Raw genomic sequence first — 19,621 nt, 5'->3', positions numbered from 1 at the left:
TCCTTTCTCCCTCCTTCCGGATGTTTGATTGAAATCGATGAGGAGGAGTTCCGATTGAATCGAAAAGGTAGGTTTGGCAGGAGATTAACTCTATGTCTCGCCGCGGTATTGATGGTGACTGGCTTTGCATTTCCGGTATCTGCACAGGAAAAGGCCGAACCAGAAGCCCCGCAAATTCTGGTGATCCCGCCGGAAAGCGCCTCCGCGGAATACAGCGGGGAAAGAAAGGTGAATTTCAATGATGACTGGCGCTTTCAGCGCGAAACCGGCGGCAGTATTACCGGAGCGCAGGCGCCGGATTTTGACGACCATGCCTGGAGATCATTGACCCTCCCGCATGATTGGAGCATCGAGCTGGATTTTAACGCGAGCTCGCCGGCCACGCATGAGGGAGGATTTCTGGACGGCGGCACCGGCTGGTACCGGAAAACGTTCACGCTCCCGGCGTCGATGGCCGGAAAACGCCTTTCCATTGATTTTGACGGCGTTTACATGAACAGCACCACGTATTTGAATGGTCAGGTTCTGGGCACGTATCCGTACGGTTATAACTCTTTTTCTTATGATATTTCCGATAAGGTCTACACCGACGGCAGGGAGAACGTCATTGCGGTGAAGGTCAACAACACGCAGCCGAGCAGCCGCTGGTATTCGGGCAGCGGGATCTACCGGAACGTGTACCTGACGGTCACAAATCCCGTTCATGTGGCCAGATACGGCACCTTCGTGACGACGCCAGAACTGGAAAAGGCTTACGCGAACGGCAAAGCCGACGTCCAAATCGTTACCAAGGTTGCCAACGATTCCGCGGCAGCGGCTGAGGTCAGCGTCAAATCGACCATCGTGGATGCGAACGGCAGCACGGTGGCTGCAATAGAGTCGAAAAAAGTGATGGCCGGAGCAGGCAAAGTCACGAGCTTCGAAGACAAAAAATCCATTAACCATCCGACGCTCTGGAGCACCACGAATCCTTACTTATACAAGGTGGTTACGGAAGTCATCAAGGATGGCCAGACGGTGGATACCTACGAAACGACCTTCGGTGCCCGCTACTTCAAGCTTGATAAAAATGAAGGCTTTTCGCTGAACGGTCAATACATGAAGCTGCACGGTGTATCCATGCATCATGATCTCGGCGCACTCGGAGCTGCCACCAATGCACGCGCACTCGAACGCCAAATGCAGATCATGAAGGACATGGGCGTCAATGCGATCCGAACCACGCATAATCCGGCGTCTCCGGAGCTTCTCGAAGCATGCAACAAGCTGGGGCTGTTGGTCATTGAAGAAGCGTTCGACGCATGGAATCAAAGCAAGAAATCGTATGATTACGCACGCTTTTTCTCGGCTTGGTCGGACCGGTTCGCCTCAACGTGGGCGGAGCATGACATCAAAGAGATGGTGGACAGGGACAAAAACGAGCCCTCCATTATCATGTGGTCGCTCGGGAATGAGATATATGACACTTCCAGTGCAAACGGCGCCGCAACGGCCGGTAAGCTGGTGGATTGGGTAAAGCAGGTGGATACCACACGGCCGACAACGATCGGTCAGAACAGCGCCAATTCCAGACCGCTGAACAGCAACATTAAGAACGTGCTGGATGTCGTGGATGTGGTTGGACTGAATTATGCGGAGAACAATTACAGCTACTTCCATGAGCAGTATCCGAACTGGATCATGTACGGTTCCGAGACATCCTCTGCGACGCGGTCCAGAGGTGTCTATACCCATCCGAACAGCAACAACAAAATGGGTACCTACTCGGATCTTCAGCAATCCTCTTATGATAATGATTCGGTAAGTTGGGGAAGAACCGCGGAAGACGCTTGGAAGCAGGAGCGGGATTTGAAGTATATCGCGGGACAGTTCATCTGGACCGGATTTGACTATATCGGCGAACCTACGCCTTATTACGACACGTTCCCGTCAAAAAGCTCTTATTTCGGCGCGGTCGATACCGCAGGGTTTCCAAAGGATATTTTCTACTATTACCAAAGTCAGTGGACCAAAGAACCGATGGTGCATCTGCTGCCGCATTGGAACTGGAAAGAAGGGGAGACAGTACGGGTTCTTGCCTATACGAATGCCAAAAAAGTGGAGCTCATCCTGAATGGTACTTCGCTGGGCGAACAAAGCTTCGAGAGCAAAACCACTTCTTGGGGAGCACCTTACCTGGAAACTTCAACAGGAAAGACCTATCTGGAATGGTCCGTGCCTTTCAAGACGGGAACGTTGGAAGCGGTTGCCAAGGATGAGCAGGGAAAGGAAGTGGCAAGAGATCGCGTTGTCACAGCAGGCGCACCCGCAGCCGTCCGGTTGATGGCGGATCGTCAGGTCATTTCGGCCGATGGAACGGATCTGTCTTTCGTGACGGCCGACATCGTTGATAGCGAGGGCCGCATTGTCCCTACTGCGGATAACCAGCTTCAGTTCAGCGTGTCCGGCAGCGGCACGATCGCCGGTGTGGATAATGGCAATGCAGCGAGCGTCGAACGCTATAAGGACAATAAACGGAAAGCATTCAGCGGCAAAGCGCTGGCGATTCTCCAATCGACGCAGCGGGCCGGGGAGATCAAGCTGACCGTGTCTTCGGCGGGACTGCGTGGCGATTCCGTAAATGTATTCAGCGTACCCGCAGTGGACGGTGGCGAAAAAACGGTTGCAGGTGTGGAGTCGGTGCAGGTGTTAACCGGCATCGGAGAAGCTCCAGTGCTACCTCAGAGTGTAAAAGTGCATTATAGCGACGGTTCATCCGCGATGAAAACAGTGGTTTGGAACTCTGTGGAACCGGGGTTATATGCCAAAATCAATCAATTCGAGGTGCAAGGCACCGTGGAGGGCATCAGCCTGAAAGCATCCGCCATCATTACGGTCAAAGGTATTATGGCTGTCAAAACGGTAGCGGTAACGACGAAAGTCGGCTCCATGCCGACACTGCCTTCGCAGGTAAGCCTTATTTTCAGCGATGATTCCATGGTTAGCGTCAATGTGGCATGGGATCCGATTTCGCCAAGCCAGATCGCGCAGGAAGGCAGCTTTACGGTGGAAGGCCGCGTCGCCGAAACATCGCTGAAAGCGAAGGCAGAAATCCGGGTGACGAATGAAAACCGCAGGGTGAACATCATGCTTCGCCAAAACGGTTCCCTATTTCCTCAGCTTGAAGCCACTTATACCGGCACTGGCGACAATCTGAATCATATCAACGATGGGATCAAGAGCTATAACGACAACCCGAAAAACCGCTGGACGAACTGGACCGGTTCTCCGCGCGATCAGGGAGACTCGATTACGGTGAATTTCGGCAGAACGTATACGATTGACAATCTGGATTTGTTCGTCTTTACCGATTTCGGTACGGCCGTGCCAAGCAAGGTCACGGTGCAGTACTGGAATGGAACGGCTTGGGCCGATGTGCAGAATGTGAAGGAGCCTTCTCCTTATATCGTGCAGAAGAACGAAATCCGGTTCGACCCGGTCACGACCGATAAGTTGAAGTTCCACATGAAAGCTTCGGAGGCAGGCAAATTCTCCGCTTTGACCGAGGTGGAGGTATATGCCGATCAGATCGCGATGAGCTCCACGGCCGAACTTGCAGGCATTACGGTCGGCGGCAGCGCATTGGCGGGCTTTGATGCTGTCAAACGAGATTATGAGCTGACACTGCCATACGGCAGCCAGCTGCCTGTGATCGAAGCGGCGGGCAAGGATCATGCTGCAGTGACGGTCGTGCCTGCTATAGCCTTGCCGGGAACGGCCAAAATTTACGTCACTTCGGAGGATGGATTGGCAAGCACAGAGTATGTCATCCATCTGAAGACGGAAGAAGCCAAGTTGGTATCGGCAGATATCGAAGCGTCCAAAACGGAGCTGACAGAGGATGAAATCATCGATTTGAAGGTGACGGGACAGCTTGAGAACGGCCAAAAGACAGACCTGACCGGAACCAAGCCGGTATATGCGTATGACGCGAATTTGATCCGCATCGAAAGCAATAAGCTCTATGCTCTCCAAGCCGGGCAGGCCAAGGTGGCAGCGGAGGTTACCTATAACGGAACTAAAGTAACGACACGAGAAATCACATTCACGATTTCCCCCAATGTGTCGGAGAAGGTGATCGAGAGCCTTGAACCTGCTAGTGTTATCACGGACCCGGGGGTAGCGCCCGTTCTTCCGAAGACGGTGGTCGCCCACTACAAGACAGGTCTTCCTAAACCGGTAGCGGTAACCTGGGAACCGGTGGCTCCGGAGAAGTATGGATCCCTCGGGACCTTTGAAGTAAGCGGCAGCGTCGCAGGCACGAATCTGAAAGCCAAAGCCGTCGTCACCGTCAAAGGTGCGATTGCTGTGGAAAACGTTGCGCTCGCGGTGCTTCGTAAGCAGATACCGAATCTTCCAACCAGCGTCACGGTATATTACAGCGACGGCACGGATGAGCGGAAAAACGTCGCCTGGGAGGCGGTTCCTTCCGGCAGTCTGGACCAGGAGGGCACATTTGAACTGGCCGGAACCGTGGAAGGTACGATGCTGAAGTCCAAAGCCCTAGTCCGCGTCACGGAGTCGGTAGGGGACGAACAGAACATCGCTATGGCCAAGAACGGTTATGACCATCCGAAGGCGGAGGCCTCCTTCACGAATCTCGGTCCAGCTTCCTTAGACCGTCTCGAGGCTATTAATGACGGTATCATCTCCTATGAAGAAACCCCACACAACCGCTGGACGAACTGGCAGCGCACGCCGCGATCAAGCGATTGGGTCTCCATTACGTTCGGCGATTTCAAGCCTGTGGAATACGACGTCGATAACATGGAAATCCATTGGTTTGGCGATCAAGGCACTTCATACCCCGCAAGCTTCAAAATCCAGTACAAATCGGGCGACAGCTGGGTGGACGTGAAAAACTTGAAATCCGATCCTGCTTCGCCGGCGCTTCGGCAGGCGAATAAGCTGAGCTTCGACATGGTGAAAACATCGGCTCTGCGGGTGGATATGACGGCACAGACCGGTATGGGCATCGGCATTACCGAAATCAAGGTGTTCTCCAGACGTCCAGCCGCTTATACGGAACCGAAAGTGACCGATATTTTGCTTGGAGGCAAGAGCGTGATCGACGGTTTTACGCCGAAATCGGGAGGTGGTTTTGAGTACACGGCAGAGATTGCGGATTTGTCCGAACTCCGGTCCATCACCGCGAAGGGCACGAATAACACAGCGATTACGGTCATTCCGGCTGTGTCAGCTCCAGCCGATGCCACGATCCTGGCCAAATCGGAAGATGGAAATAAATCCGTCTCCTACACGATTCACTTTAAGCTCAAAGACGACGGAACGCCGAAGCGGATTTCTGCGCTCCTCACAGGGCCGGCAAGCGTGAAACCGGAAGAGGATTTTCTGATCGACATGGGCTTGAACCATGTTGATGGTCCCGTGCAGGCTCAGGATATCACGCTGCATTACGACAAAGACAAATTTGAATTCATTCGTGCCGAGTTGAAGGAAGAGCATATTCAAATCGTCGAAACGGCAGCCGGTACGCCGGGTCAGGTGAGGGTGATCGCCGTCAGTACGGGGGCCGATCATGCGATCCGGGAGGACGGCTCGTTCCTCAAGCTGACTTTCAAATCCAAGGGCCTGGAACAAACGGTTTCGGGTCGAATCGAAACGGCCCGCGTTGCTCTCGGCGATCCGGAAGGTCATGAAACCGAGGCTGCTCCGGCATCGATTCAAGTCGAAGTGTCCAAAGAAGTGAATCCACCCGGAAGTATCGACCTGAACGGAGACGGCCGAATCAGCATCGGCGACCTGGCGATTGCCGCCGCCCATTACGGCAAAACGTCAGAAAGTCCCGATTGGAACCAGGCGAAGCGGGCGGACGTGAACGGCGACGGCAAAATCGATATCTCCGACCTTGCCGCCATTGCCAAGAAAATCGTGGGGTAACTTCTTCAAGATCACAGTGTTCGGGGAAGGCGTCTGCACAGTTAGGCAGCGCCAGGCATTTGGAACGACGCCTACCCTTAATGAATACATCCTTAGGCGGCAAGTCATGGTATGAGTGCTTCGCAATTTGAAATGGAAAGGGGAAGGCGTATGAATGCAGTTGTTCGTCCATTGTTGTCCAGAACTGCCGTGCTGCTGTCCGTCGTCATGGCTTTATCGCTGTTGACGAGTGCCCTGGTGCCGGAGGGCGGCCGGGTTGGAACGATTGTATATGCGGAAACGGCGCCAGGCGCGCGGGATACAGGCCCGTTGTCCCTGTGGTATACCCAGCCGGCCACCGACTGGGAAACCCAGGCGCTGCCGATCGGCAACGGATACATGGGAGGCATGGTGTTTGGGGGCGTAGCGCAGGAGAGAATCCAATTTAATGAAAAGACACTGTGGAGCGGAGGTCCGGGGGCGGATTCCAATTACAAATACGGGATCAAAGACGGCGCCCAAACCAGCGTGGATCAAATCCGGCAGCTGCTGCAGCAGGGAAAGGTCAACGAAGCCAAGTCGCTGCTCGGACAAATAACAGGCGTGATGGGCGCGAATGATTCCTCCTTTGGTGCATACCAAGCGTTTGGGGACATTTATCTGGATTTTGACAAAAGCGCATCTTGCACCGTCACGGCAAGTTCGGATAATCCGGCATATGGCGAAGGCATCGGCAAGCTGACGGACGGCTCCGTCGATTCAAAATGGTATTCGGGAGACGGTAAACCGCCGTTCTGGGTGCAGTGGGAGTATGGTACGGCGAAAGTGGTCAACGGATATTCTATGACCTCAGCCAATGACGTGCCGAACCGTGATCCCAGAAACTGGACGCTAAAAGGCTCCAATGACGGTACGCAGTGGACGGTGCTGGATACGCGTACGAATGAGGAATTCGATTCGCGCAAAATGAAGAAATCGTACTCGTTTTCCAATACAGCAGCCTATAAGTTCTACAAGTTCGATCTGGAGAGTAAAGGAGGGACCCAGATCCAGCTGTCCGAGATGCAGCTCTTCGGAGCTGAAGGGGAGCAGCAGCCTGTCAGCGATTATAAGCGGGAACTGAGTCTGAACGATGCGACGGCCCGCGTTTCGTACACGCAAAACAACGTCCGGTATAAACGGGAGTATTTCCTCAGTTACCCGGATAAAGCGATGGTCATGCGCCTGACTACGGCAGGAGGGCAGCCGCTTAGCTTCGACGTGCGTCTCACCGGAGCTCAGCCATCGAATACCGTAGCAGCCCAGGGGAACGACACGCTCGTCCTCAGCGGTCTGGTTCCGAGCAACAAAATGGCGTACGAGGCACAGCTCAAAGTGAAAGCCGAGGGAGGTACGGTCACTTCCGGGGACAAGAAGCTGAGCATTAACGGTGCGTCTTCCGTAACGATCCTCATGACGGCGGCTACCGATTACGCCAATGCTTATCCGACTTACAAGAGCACCAAAACGCCGAAGGAAGTGGTCACGGCCAATATAAATGCGGCTGGAGCCAAAACCTATGAACAGCTGCGCACAGCACATTTGGCGGACTACCAAAACCTGTTCGAACGCGTATCGCTCGATCTTGGCGGCCAGGCCGGTTCGATTCCGACGAACGAGCTGCTGAACCAATACAAATCAGGAGCGAGCGAAGCGGAGAAGAGAAGTCTGGAGAGCCTGTTCTTTCAATACGGCCGTTACCTGCTGATCGCGTCATCCCGCGAAGGCTCGCTTCCAGCCAATCTGCAGGGCGTGTGGAACCAGGTCAATAATCCGCCTTGGAACAGCGACTACCATACGAATATCAACATTCAGATGAATTACTGGCCGTCCGAAGTGGTCAATCTCGCCGAGACGGACATTCCCTATATCGATTACATTGACTCGCTCCGCGCTCCGGGCCGTGAAACCGCGCAGCGCCATCACGGCATGCAAGGCGACGGATGGGTCGTGCACACCGTCAACAATCCGTTTGGCTATACCGCTCCGGGTTCCGATTTCTACTGGGGCTGGTCTCCGGCAGCTAATGCGTTCATGTCCGAGCAGGTTTGGGATCACTATGCCTTCAGCGGCAATAAGGAACTTCTTCAGAACAAGCTGTATCCGATCATAAAAGAAGCGGCGCAATTTTGGCTCAAATATCTTGTGACCGACTCGGACGACACTCTCGTATCCTCGCCCTCCTACTCGCCGGAGCAGGGTGACGTTGGAATTGGGGTATCGTACGACCAGGAACTCGTATGGCAGCTCTTCACCCAGTTCATTCAAGCCAGCGAGACGTTGGGTATCGATGCAAGCATGCGGGCGGAAGTGGCAGAGAAGAAAAGCAAGCTGTCGCTGCCGAAGGTTGGCCGCTGGGGTCAGGTGCAGGAATGGAAAAATGACATCGATGATCCGAACAATCAGCATCGTCATATCTCAAATTTGATCGGCCTGTATCCGGGAACTCTCATCAATCCCGTAGATACACCTGATTTGTTCGCTGCCGCAAAAGTCACGATGAATGCCCGCGGAGACGGGGCTACGGGCTGGAGCAAAGCGAACAAAATCAATTTATGGGCACGATTGCTTGATGGGGACAGGGCTCTCAAGCTGATCGGCGAGCAGTTGAAGGGAAGCACATTGCAAAACCTGTTCGATACGCATCCTCCTTTCCAGATCGACGGTAATTTCGGCGCGACATCAGGCATCGCGGAAATGCTGCTGCAAAGCCATACGGGAAGCATCGACCTTTTGCCTGCTATGCCTGCCGCATGGTCTGACGGAAACGTGAAGGGACTTGTCGCGCGCGGAGCATTCGAAGTGGATATGAACTGGGCAGGCTCGAAGCTGACGGGAGCGGTGCTGACCTCCAAAAAAGGAAACACCGCGAAGGTACGAAACAAGAATATGGTGCTGTTCAACAATTTGAAGGTGACCCGCCTGAGCACGGGAGAAACCGTTCCGTACACGAAAAATGGGGAAACGATCGAATTTGCTACCGCAGCCGGAGAAAAATACCGGATCGCGCCTAGCGACCAGCCGCCTGTAACTCCGGTCAAGGTGGATGACCGTGATGCTGCGATCGTTTATTCGGGGACTTGGAACCGTTACAACAGCCCGGAGGATTATCAAGGAACGGAAACCTACAGCAATCAAACCGGCGCCACCGCCGAGTTCGCCTTTACGGGAACGGAAATCAGGTACGTTAGTGCCAAACAGCGCAACCACGGCAAAATTGATGTTTATATCGATGGAGCCTTGGCGGCTGAAAATATCGATGCGTATGATCCAACGACGAAAAAGCAGCAGCTTCTTTTCGAGAAAAAGAACCTTGCGCCGGGTAGCCATACGATCAAAATCGTGGTGAAGGGAACAAAAAACAGCAGCTCGCTGGACACGATCGCCATGGTGGACTATTTCGAGTATGTTCCTTCGCAAGGGGGGCCCGTTCTAGGGCAGGCGACCGCAACGCTGAACGCGCCGGAATCCGTGAACAGCGGAGAATCTTTTGCCGCCAAGATCGGCTTCAGCAGCCTTTCTGTGGCGATGTTTGCGCAGGACATTCGGGTTGAGTTCAATCCTAGTACGTTTGAATTCATTTCGGCCCAGTCACTACACGAAGGTGTCCAAATATTAAAGACGAACCAGGAAGGGGACGGTAAGCTCCGCCTGATCGCAGCCAGTCAGGGGGCTGGGCACGAAGTCTCGGGAAACGCGCAGGTTATGGATCTGACATTCAAGGCGAAAGAGGTGGGTACCGCCACCGCGGGTTCGATCGCTATTACTGAAGCGCTGCTCGGAAATGCCGAAGGCATAGAGACGCAAGCGGCTGCCGCGGATATCCGGGTAAACGTGGAGCCTGGAAGCGGACCTGGTCCCGGAACTTCCGGCGACCTGAACGGTGACGGCAAGATCAGCATCGGTGACCTGGGCATCGTGGCGGCTCACTACGGTAAGGATTCCGCAAGCCCGGATTGGCTGCAGATCAAACGAGCCGATGTGAACGGGGATGGAAGGATTGATCTGTTGGATTTGGCCGCTGTTGCCAGACAAATGTCCATATAACCTGAACAAACCTAGGAGTGTTGCGGATACCGCAATGCTCCTTTTTGCCTCCCTCCACCAAAAATCAGTACAAAAAGTATCATCTTCACATCAAAATAGATCATTTGGAGGCGCTTCCAAGATCTGTATAATGAAAAAAGCTTAAGGGAAACTCAGGTTCCACAAGGGTTTCCAGGCAAGGAAAATGATGATGAACCAGTTAGGGGGAACGCAAGCGAATGAACAACAATCTTAGGAAAAAGACAATGGGTGGCATCGCGCTGATGCTGGTACTGGCATCGCTGGCAGGATGCGGCGGCGGTACGAAGGAGACGACAACGCAGCCTGCGGCAGAACCGCAGCCGGCAACGCAAACGGATGCAGACAAGCCGAAGGAGGAAACGAAAGAAACGCAAGCGGATGAACCGAAGATTACGGGGGATTTTGAAATTCAGTATTTCGTAGGCGGTTACGGTGATGCTTGGTGGAAAGAAATGATCGGAGAATTCCAGAAAAAATATCCGGATCTGAAGATCAAGGAATCCGCAGGCTCCCAAATTAACGATCAGATGAAACCACGATGGATTCAAGGCAACCCGCCGGATGTGGTCTATATCGATGGAGCGGGTTCGAACGAAACCCAAATGGTCAAGGACGATCAGCTGATGGATATTACCGATTGGGTGAAGCAGGCGAAAAACGTGGACGGCGAGGCTCTCACTGATCCGCTGATTGCACCGCCGCAGGACTATGGCGGCAAGAACTATACCATTCCGCTCGTATTTGGCTCCTGGGGCACGTTCTATGATGAAAGTCTCTTTACCGAAAAGGGTTGGGACGTTCCAAAAGATTGGGATAGCTTCCTCGCTGCCAGCGACAAAATCAAAGCCGCCGGCATCAATCCTTACATTCATACAGGCAAGTATCCTTATTATATCGTGGGCGGTCTGCTGAATTCCGGATTTGTATCCGAGAATGGCGACGATCCGCAAATTCTGAAGGATCAGGAAGCGAACAAGGAAGGCTCGTTCAAGAACGACGCCGTCGCCAAAACGCTGAAGAAGCTGGTTGATATGCGCGACAAGGGCTATTTTGACAATGCTTCCTTCGGTATTAACCATACGGATTCCCAAATGCTATTCCTGCAGCATAAGGATGCGATGATTCCAAACGGCCTGTGGCTGGAAAATGAAATGAAAAAGGATGTTCCGCAAGGCTTCAAATTCGGCTTCATTCCTTCTGTAATGCAAAATGCCGGCGGCAAATACGTAGCTATCCCATACACGAGCAATATCGCAATCGCCAAAAAGGCGAAAAATCCGGAGGCGGCCAAAGCTTTCATCGAATTTATTTTCACGAAAAAATCGGCTGTACGCTGGGCGGAATTGACCGGGGCGCTGATGAACGTCAAGGCGGATCTGGAATCATCCGGTGCCAGCGATGTCGTCAAGACTGCCATGAAATACTTCAACGGCTCAGACACCATCGTAGCTCCTGTATTCAAGCTTAACGCGGACTTAGAGCAGGCCGAAAATGACGCGACCATTGCGCTGCTGCAAAAAACGATCGCACCCGAAGAGTGGATGGAACGTATGGAGAAAGCGGCCGCGAAATCCCGTTAACCGTCTTCAATCGGCAACGGAACTGAAGATGGAACGGATCTTGGTTCCTTTTATATCCCTGAACAATCAGAGGGCCTTTCGCGCACCTCTGATTGTTCTTTAAAATCACTGGGGAGGACGTCAGGCTATGATGAACCTGGATAAAAAGCTGAAAGCCGGATACGCTGCGCGACGCAGGTGGTTTATAGCCGGTTTTTTGCTGCCGACATTCATTCTGTTTTGCATTTTTACGATCTACCCGCTGATACGGGGATTGTACCTGAGCTTCTTTGACTGGTCCGGAGGCTCGGAGACGATGAATTTCATCGGATTCGGCAATTACAAAGATCTGCTGAATGATGAGGTCATTCCAACGGCTATCAAAAACGACTATTTTCTTGTGTTTTGGAAAGTTATTTTGATCATGCTGTTTGCCACATTCTTTGCCGTATCATTAACGCGCCTGAAACTGAAAGAGTATGGCTTATACCGGGTGATCTTCTTTTTCCCGAACATTATTTCGGTTGCGGTCATTGGCGTGCTGTGGAGCTTCATATACAACCCGCATCTTGGATTTTTGAATTCCTTTCTGTCATTGTTTACGCGTCATCCGGTAGAGACCAATTGGCTGGGAGACTCCCGGTTGGCCATGTGGTCGCTGCTTCCCCCAAGCGTATGGGCGGGAATCGGATTTTATATGCTGCTCATTATTGCTTCGATCCTCGGTATACCCTCATCCCTGTACGAAGCCGCAAGCATCGATGGTGCCGGACAGTGGAAGCAGTTTACGAAAATAACGCTGCCGCTGATCTGGGAGCAGTTCAAGACCTCGATTATCCATATTGTGATTACGACATTGAACGGCTCATTTATTATCGTCAAGCTCATGACCGACGGGGGGCCTGACAATCATACCCAAGTGCTAGGTTATTATCTGTATCAGATGGGATTTAAGCAGTTCCATTTGAGCTATGGCGCGACGATTGGCGTATTGATTCTGATTCTTTCCATCATCACGACGCTTATTCTGCAGCGGCTTTTGCGCCGGGATACCATTGAAATGTAGAGGTGGAACATATGAATAAAGCTGCTAGCTCCAAGCCGGCAGGGCTGTGGATATCCAAAACGGTAGTGCGGATTTTGCTGCTGCTGTGGACCATCATTGTCCTGTACCCGGTGTTTTGGACGTTTGTCACTTCCTTGAAAAATAACCAACAGGTCATGCTGGGCAAGCCATGGGATTTTCCTTCTGTGCTGCACTTTGAAAACTACGCCAACGTATGGAGTCGAGCGCATTTCGGAAGCTATTTCATGAACTCGATCCTAGTCACGGCAGGCAGTACGATCCTCTCTTTGGCATTAGCTTCGATGACGGCATATATCCTGGCAAGATATCCTTTCAAGGGCAGGGGGATATTATATTTCATTTATGTCGCCTCGATGATGATCCCGACGACTCTTGGCCTCATTCCGCTCTTTTTCCTGCTTAACGACATGCATCTGTCGAATTCGCTTCTGGGTTTGACTCTGGTCTATTCGGTCGGAACCATTGGTATTTTGCCTCTGGGAATCTTCTTTCTTGTGGGATTTTACAAGACGTTGCCGAGGGAACTGGAGGAAGCGGCCACCATCGATGGGAGTTCGTTTTCTGGAATCTTTTTGCGGATCATGCTGCCCTTGTCGTCCCCTGGCCTTGTAACGGTAGGCATCATGAACGCCCTTACGGTCTGGAACGAATACATTATGGCCACGGTGCTGATCAATGACCCGGTGAAGTATACGATCCCCGTAGGCATCGCCGTCATGCAGGGGGAAATGCAGTACCGGACCGAATGGGGGCCTTTGTTCGCGGGGCTGTCAATTTCGATGATACCCGTTATCGTGATGTACATCATCTATCAACGGCAAATCACGGGTGGGTTAACGGCTGGCGCTTTAAAAGGATAGGGGGTCGAATGATGTCTGTGAAAAAGGATTACGCAAGTTACTTGCCGTAACCTGCGGTTTGCTTTTACCCGGCAGCAGCATCTAGCAGGGCCAAGCTCGGGCCGGTTCGCAGATGACACTGATTTGAACCATGACGGCAGCATAGGGCTTGAAGATTTGGCAGCGCTTGCACACCTGCTTGTGCTGTAATCGCTGAACTCAATTTTAACGAGGAGGTCTTATTATGCCGAAGAGGCTCATGATGATGCTGGTGGCCGTTGTGCTGGTATCCGGCTTGTTCACGAATCTGGCTGGAGCAGCGAAAGCCGTGCAAGAAGAACAGCCCCAGGCCGCTGCCACCGGCGGAACGTATGACATCTATCCGATTCCCCAGCATCAGAGCAGTCAAGGTGCCGACTTTACCCTGACCGCGCAGGTCAACGTGGTATTCGAGTCAGGCATTGATACGGCAACGCGGAATATGCTTCGGAAGTTGCTAGAAAAAAAATCCCTTCAGGTCACTGAAACGTCGGCGGTCACGGTGGACAAAAGCAACGTCGTCATCGGCATCAAAGGATCGCAGGGCTATGCGGATGCCTATTTTAACAATCGAATCCCGTACTCATCGACCCTTTTTAATGAAAAAGATGCGTATGTCCTCGATTTAAACGCAGCGCGTGAAGCGAAAGGCACGATTGCCGTTCTTGGCAAGGATACGGATGCTGCCTTCTATGCGCTGGAAACGCTGGGCTTGATTTTGGATCAAACGACGAATCAAACGCTGCACAGTGTGAAGTACGAAGATTATTCGGATGCGAAGTGGAGGGGCTTCATCGAAGGCTTTTACGGCTTCCCCTGGTCGAATGAGGACCGGAAAAGCCTGATGCGGTTTGGCGGCAGATTTAAAATGAACACTTACATCTTTGCTCCGAAAAACGACCAATACCATAATTCGGCTTGGAGGACGCTGTATCCGGCGGATGAGCTTGCCAAGATCAAAGAGCTTGTCGATGTCGGCAACGAAACGAAAAATCATTTCGTATGGGCAATCCATCCCGGCTTCAATATGATTAATTGGAACAACTACGACGCGGAGCTGCAAACCCTGCTTGCGAAGTTGAACCAGCTGTATGGTGTCGGGGTTAGGCAGTTCGGTCTCTTCATGGACGATATCAGCACTTCGCAGTCCCTGACCGATAAGGATAAGCACGTGAAGCTGATCACGGACGTAGCCAATTGGGCCGGGGCCAAAGGGGACGTGAAGCCGCTGATTTACTGCCCTCCGTTCTACAATCAGGGCTGGACCGGCGAAGGCGGCAAGCCATATCTGCAGGCGCTCGCCAATGTTCCGGCCAACGTGGACATCATGTGGACGGGAAAAGGGGTCGTAGCCCCTGTAAATACGACGGATATGCAATGGGTGAAGAACCTTACCGGACGCGATCCTTTCATGTGGCTCAACTGGCCCGTAAACGATTATAAGGATTCGCGGCTCATGCTTGGCAAAGGAGAAGTGCTTGTTCCGGGTACGCACAACATTTCAGGCGTCGTATCCAACCCGATGGGCTGGGCGGAGCTGTCGAAAGTGGCTTTGTTCGCGGTAGCGGATTACACCTGGAACGTGGATGATTTCCAACAGGACAGCAGCTGGCTGAATTCCTTCAAATACGTCGCTCCCGAATCTGCATCCGAGCTGAACACGATTTCCTATCATTTGAGCGATCCCTCGCCGAGCGGCCATGGACTTCAGGTGGGCGAGTCCGAGAATATCCGCGCGGATTTGGAGGATTTCCTGGGCAAATATGCGAGCGGCCAGCCGCTTCAGGCAAGCGGCACGAAGCTGATCAACGACTTTGACCAAATTTTGGGCGCGATCCAGGGCTTTACGGCCAAATCGCAAAATCCGAAAATGCTGCAGGAGATCGATCCCTGGCTTAAAAGCCTGAAAGGCGTAGCCTCTTCCGGCCAGGCGGCCGTTCGTTCCGCAATGGCTCTGGAGGGCGGAAATACGGCGGCAGCCTGGGAGGAGTTGTCTAAAGCCTCCTCAGAGCTGGCGGATTCCAGGACGTATACGATCAAAAAGCTCAACTCTCCGGATGTCACAGTAGAGGCAGGCGCCAAACGGCTCGTGCCATTTGCACAGCAGCTGATCAACAAGCTTGATGCCCAAATCTATACTTCAATGGATCCCGATTACGCTATCCCGGTTCCGGTAACCTCTTATGGCTCGCCTTCCGACATCGGACGGATGATCGACGGCGATCCGGCGACCTACATGTATGTACAGACCGTTCAGAAAAACGGCGACTGGTATGGCCTTGATTTAGGTAAAACGGTGAAAATCCGCGATGTCTCCATCCTTCAAGGCAGAAACGATACCGATCATGATATTTTCCAGAAGGGAATGCTTGAAACTTCGGTAAACGGCGCCGATTGGATGCCGATTGGCGAAGAGCGTTCCGGCTTCAACATTGCGGCAGCCGGTCTGGACGTCGAGGCGCGGTATATCCGTTACCGCTTAACGCATGCGGGCATCCCTGGCGGGAAGCCGGATCTGTGGACCGCGGTGAGGGAGTTTACGGTCAATGCATCTATGGGCAAGGCCGGAATCTACACGAATGTCGCGGAGCTGCAAAACCGGACAGTCTCGGCGTCTGATACTTCGGCCGAGCTAAGCGGACTGACCCAAATTACTTTAAAGCCCGGGCAGTATGTCGGTATCCGTTTGAAGTCGATCGAGCAAATTGACGAAATGACGATTGCACACTCCGGCACGGGGATCGCTGTGGAGTCATCACCGAATGGCACAGAATGGGAGGCTGTACAGACAGGCGGGCCATATGGAAGCGCTGCTTACATTCGGCTCATCAACAACGGGGCGGCCGATACCACCTTTGATTTAAGCCGATTATTCGTCAAATTGGCCAAATTTGTTCCGGCATCGGTCAGCCATAACTATGCGAGCGTCTATTCCGGCGCAGCCGGCAATCTTTATGACGGCAAGCTCGATACGAAAACCTGGTTCGGGGACGGGCAGGCCAAGGGAAAATATGTGCAGGTGGATCTCGGAGGCATGGTTGACGTTCAGAATGTTGCTGTCGTCATCGGAGACGGCGAGGGAGATTATTTCCGCAAGGGCGATTTGCAGCTCTCCCGCGACGGTCAGATTTGGGAAACGATCCACACGTTCAACAATCCGGGAGACCGGACCTTGAGCTTCCCGGATCATGAAGTTCCTTACCGTTATAAAAGAGTGGCGCTCACAAACGTCAAGCAGGCCCGGTATATCCGGTTAATCTCCACCGAAAATAACAATGCCTGGCTCGCATTAAATGAGATCATCGTGAATGAAGGCATGGAAAAGCCGGGAAGCGGCAGTCCGGCCATCGGTTCTCAGCCTTCCGGCAAAAGCGGTTTTGAAGCCGGCATGGCCATCGACCGCAAGCTGTCCACCTTCTTCATGCCTGCTGCTGAGGGGGCTGGTTCCTTGACTTACAAGCTTGCGTCAGGTTCGAAGCTGGAGAAGTTGATCATTCTGCAGGGCCCTTCGAATATCTCAAATGCCGAGGTGCTAGTGAGGGATGAGAAAGGCTGGCATACGGCAGGCACGCTTTCGCAATCATACAATGTAGTGGACATGACGGGCTTTGGCCGCATTTTGGAAGCGAAACTTCAGTGGAACGGCAGCGTGCTACCCCGGATCCACGAGATGATTCCCGTTTTGTCGGGCACAGGCGGGGAAGTGGAGCCTGCGGAGGAGAACGCTACGTCGCTTGCCGGACCGGCTTCATTGAAAGCGGGGCAATCGTTTTCCGCAGATCTTGGCGTCAAAAATGTGAAGGGAAGCATGTATGCTGCAGATCTGAAGCTGACGTACGACCCTGCCCTTGTCGAGTTTGAGTCTGCAGCTTCTTCGAAAGACGGCTTTGAGATATTGGAATCCACACACGATATACCGGGGGAATTCCGGATGATCGCGGCAAGCTCCGGAACTGATCATGCGGTTACCGGTGATATGCAGCTGCTGACCTTAGCATTCAAGGCCAAGGACGTGCAACAGTCCTCGGCAGGCAGCATCAAGTTGATACGATCGGTCCTTGGCGATGCCGAGGGGAAGGAGTTAGAGGCTTTGCCTTCCACCTATTCGTTTGAAGTTACTCCAGGCAGTTCGGAGCCTGGCGTGCCCGGCGACGTGAACAAGGACGGCAAAATTTCGATCGGAGACCTGGCGATTATCGCGGCCAACTATGGCAAAAACGCGCAGAGCCCGGATTGGCACCAGGCTATGAGAGCTGACGTGAATGGTGACGGCACGATCGACCTGCTGGATCTGGCGTTCGTGGCCCGCAAAATCGTCGGATAATAGGGCGGATACGCGACCTGGCTTGACGAAACCGCATAAATCATGCTTATTTAAATGTAGTGCCTTTACACGGGGCACTACATTTTTTTAATATAGTAGTAGTAAAAAGTTTGCGTTTAGAACTGAAGGTGCTTTAACAAAGTGAAGGTAGCGGAGGGGACGGAATCGTTCTGTAGAAGCGTAGCGTTCGCTTTTGTCACCTAAATTCATCATTATAAAACATTCATCTGGGATAGCACCCATGCTTTAGCGCGAAGCCTAAACAAACGATTGCTTATTTTTATGGACGGAGGATAGGCCGTGAACACAGTATTATACAAGCTGGAGACATTTGAAGGTCCGCTCGATCTACTGCTTCACCTCATAGACAAAGCGGAAATCAACATCCAGGATATCCCCGTCAGCGAGATTACGGACCAATACATGGAGTATTTGCACAGCATGCAGGAGCTGGAGCTGGATATTACGAGTGAATTTCTGGTGATGGCTGCCACATTGCTTTCCATTAAATCCAAGCTTCTTTTACCGAAGCCCCCGGTTTTCGTTATGGACGAATTTGATTTTTATGAGGAAGAGGATATTGATCCGCGGGCAGAGCTGATACAGAAACTGATCGAATACCGGAAGTACAAAGGCATTGCCAAACATCTGCAGGAGAAAGAGATGGAGCGAAGCCTGCTCTATGCCAAGGAACCAGAGGATTTGACGCCGTGGGTACCTGCGATGACGGAGAATCCGGTAAAGGGACTTCATGCCGCCGATCTTGTGGCAGCCTTCCAGAAGGCCCTGCGTAAAGCGGTCAAGCGGACGAGCTACACCCGGATACAGCGGGATGAAATATCGGTCAAGGACCGGATCCGGCAAGTCGTGAATGTGCTGGAACAGTCGGGCAAGGGCGGCAAAGTGCTGTTTTCCCGGCTTCTGCACGAAGATATGATGAGGCATGAGATCGTCGTCACGTTCCTGGCTATTTTGGAGCTCATGAAAATGAAGCAAATTTTATGCTACCAGGAGAAGCTGTTCGACGATATCGTAATGGAATGGAAAGGGGGAGAGCAGCTTCATGGACTTTCCGAAGTTGAAATCGATTATTGAGGGGCTGCTGTTTCTTGCGGGCGATGAAGGACTTAGCATCAAACAGATCGCCGAGATCGTGGATCACCGGGCTGAGCTTGTAGCGGACGCGCTGACGGAAATGAAGGAGGACTTTGAACGGCAGCAGCGGGGCATCCAGGTGATGCAAATCGCGGGGAGCTACCAGCTGACGACGCTCGGGGACCATGCGGCATACTACGAGAAACTCGCCTATTCACCTTCCCGTTCCTCTCTTTCGCAGGCTGCGCTTGAAACCTTGGCTATCGTGGCTTACCGCCAGCCGATTACGCGCGTGGAAATCGAGGAGATCCGCGGCGTGAAGTCGGAGCGTGCGATACAGACGCTGGTTCATAAGGATTTGATTGAAGAGACGGGACGGGCAGAGGCGATCGGACGACCGATACTGTACGGCACCACCAAATCCTTCCTTGATTATTTCGGTCTGCCCAATCTTCAGGCGCTTCCGGAACCGCAAATGTTCGAGAGCACGGAAAATCTGGAGGAAGAAACGCAGCTGCTGTTCGAAAAGCTGGATGGCAGACAGCTTACAATCGATGATGTGAACTAATACATGAAATCCCCAAAACCGGTGATCTATTTTGAATAGATCGCCGGTTTTTTATTTCATACCAAACAGGAAAACACATGCGGC

The 19,621-nt window shown here is 52.6% G+C and carries 8 protein-coding genes; all 8 read left to right on the top strand.

Going from position 1 to position 19,621, the window contains the following annotated elements; genetic code table 11:
* Positions 1–54: 54 nt before the first annotated feature.
* A complete protein-coding gene (locus tag GRF59_RS14230) occupies positions 55–5,940 on the top strand; it encodes an Ig-like domain-containing protein (protein WP_160498387.1) in 5,886 nt (1,961 codons plus the stop codon).
* 150 nt (positions 5,941–6,090) lie between these two features.
* Entirely contained in the window at positions 6,091–10,005 is a 3,915-nt protein-coding gene (locus GRF59_RS14225) for a glycosyl hydrolase family 95 catalytic domain-containing protein (protein ID WP_160498386.1), read from the top strand.
* 218 nt (positions 10,006–10,223) lie between these two features.
* On the top strand, positions 10,224–11,606 hold the full coding sequence (locus tag GRF59_RS14220) for an extracellular solute-binding protein (protein ID WP_202128691.1): 1,383 nt from the start codon (positions 10,224–10,226) through the stop codon (positions 11,604–11,606).
* 127 nt (positions 11,607–11,733) lie between these two features.
* Complete coding sequence (locus GRF59_RS14215) at positions 11,734–12,651, top strand: carbohydrate ABC transporter permease (protein ID WP_237391829.1); 918 nt, start codon at positions 11,734–11,736, stop codon at positions 12,649–12,651.
* A gap of 11 nt (positions 12,652–12,662) precedes the next feature.
* Complete coding sequence (locus tag GRF59_RS14210; protein WP_160498385.1) at positions 12,663–13,532, top strand: carbohydrate ABC transporter permease; 870 nt, start codon at positions 12,663–12,665, stop codon at positions 13,530–13,532.
* 223 nt (positions 13,533–13,755) lie between these two features.
* Positions 13,756–17,874 carry a beta-N-acetylglucosaminidase domain-containing protein gene (locus tag GRF59_RS14205; RefSeq protein WP_160498384.1) on the top strand — a complete coding sequence of 1,373 codons (4,119 nt, stop codon included), beginning with the start codon at positions 13,756–13,758 and terminating at the stop codon, positions 17,872–17,874.
* A 300-nt stretch (positions 17,875–18,174) separates the two neighbouring features.
* The gene (locus GRF59_RS14200) at positions 18,175–18,969 is read left to right on the top strand and encodes a segregation/condensation protein A (RefSeq protein WP_160498383.1); all 795 of its coding nucleotides are present in this window, start codon (positions 18,175–18,177) and stop codon (positions 18,967–18,969) included.
* Positions 18,938–19,537 carry an SMC-Scp complex subunit ScpB gene (gene scpB, locus GRF59_RS14195; RefSeq protein ID WP_160498382.1) on the top strand — a complete coding sequence of 200 codons (600 nt, stop codon included), beginning with the start codon at positions 18,938–18,940 and terminating at the stop codon, positions 19,535–19,537. Before GRF59_RS14200 ends, scpB begins: the two co-directional genes overlap by 32 nt.
* Positions 19,538–19,621: the final 84 nt, after the last annotated feature.

The sequence above is a fragment of the Paenibacillus dendrobii genome (genome assembly GCF_009807035.1).
In the GTDB taxonomy this organism is placed as follows: Bacteria; Bacillota; Bacilli; order Paenibacillales; family Paenibacillaceae; genus Paenibacillus_AQ; species Paenibacillus_AQ dendrobii.
This window is presented reverse-complemented; position numbering and strand designations above follow the sequence as displayed.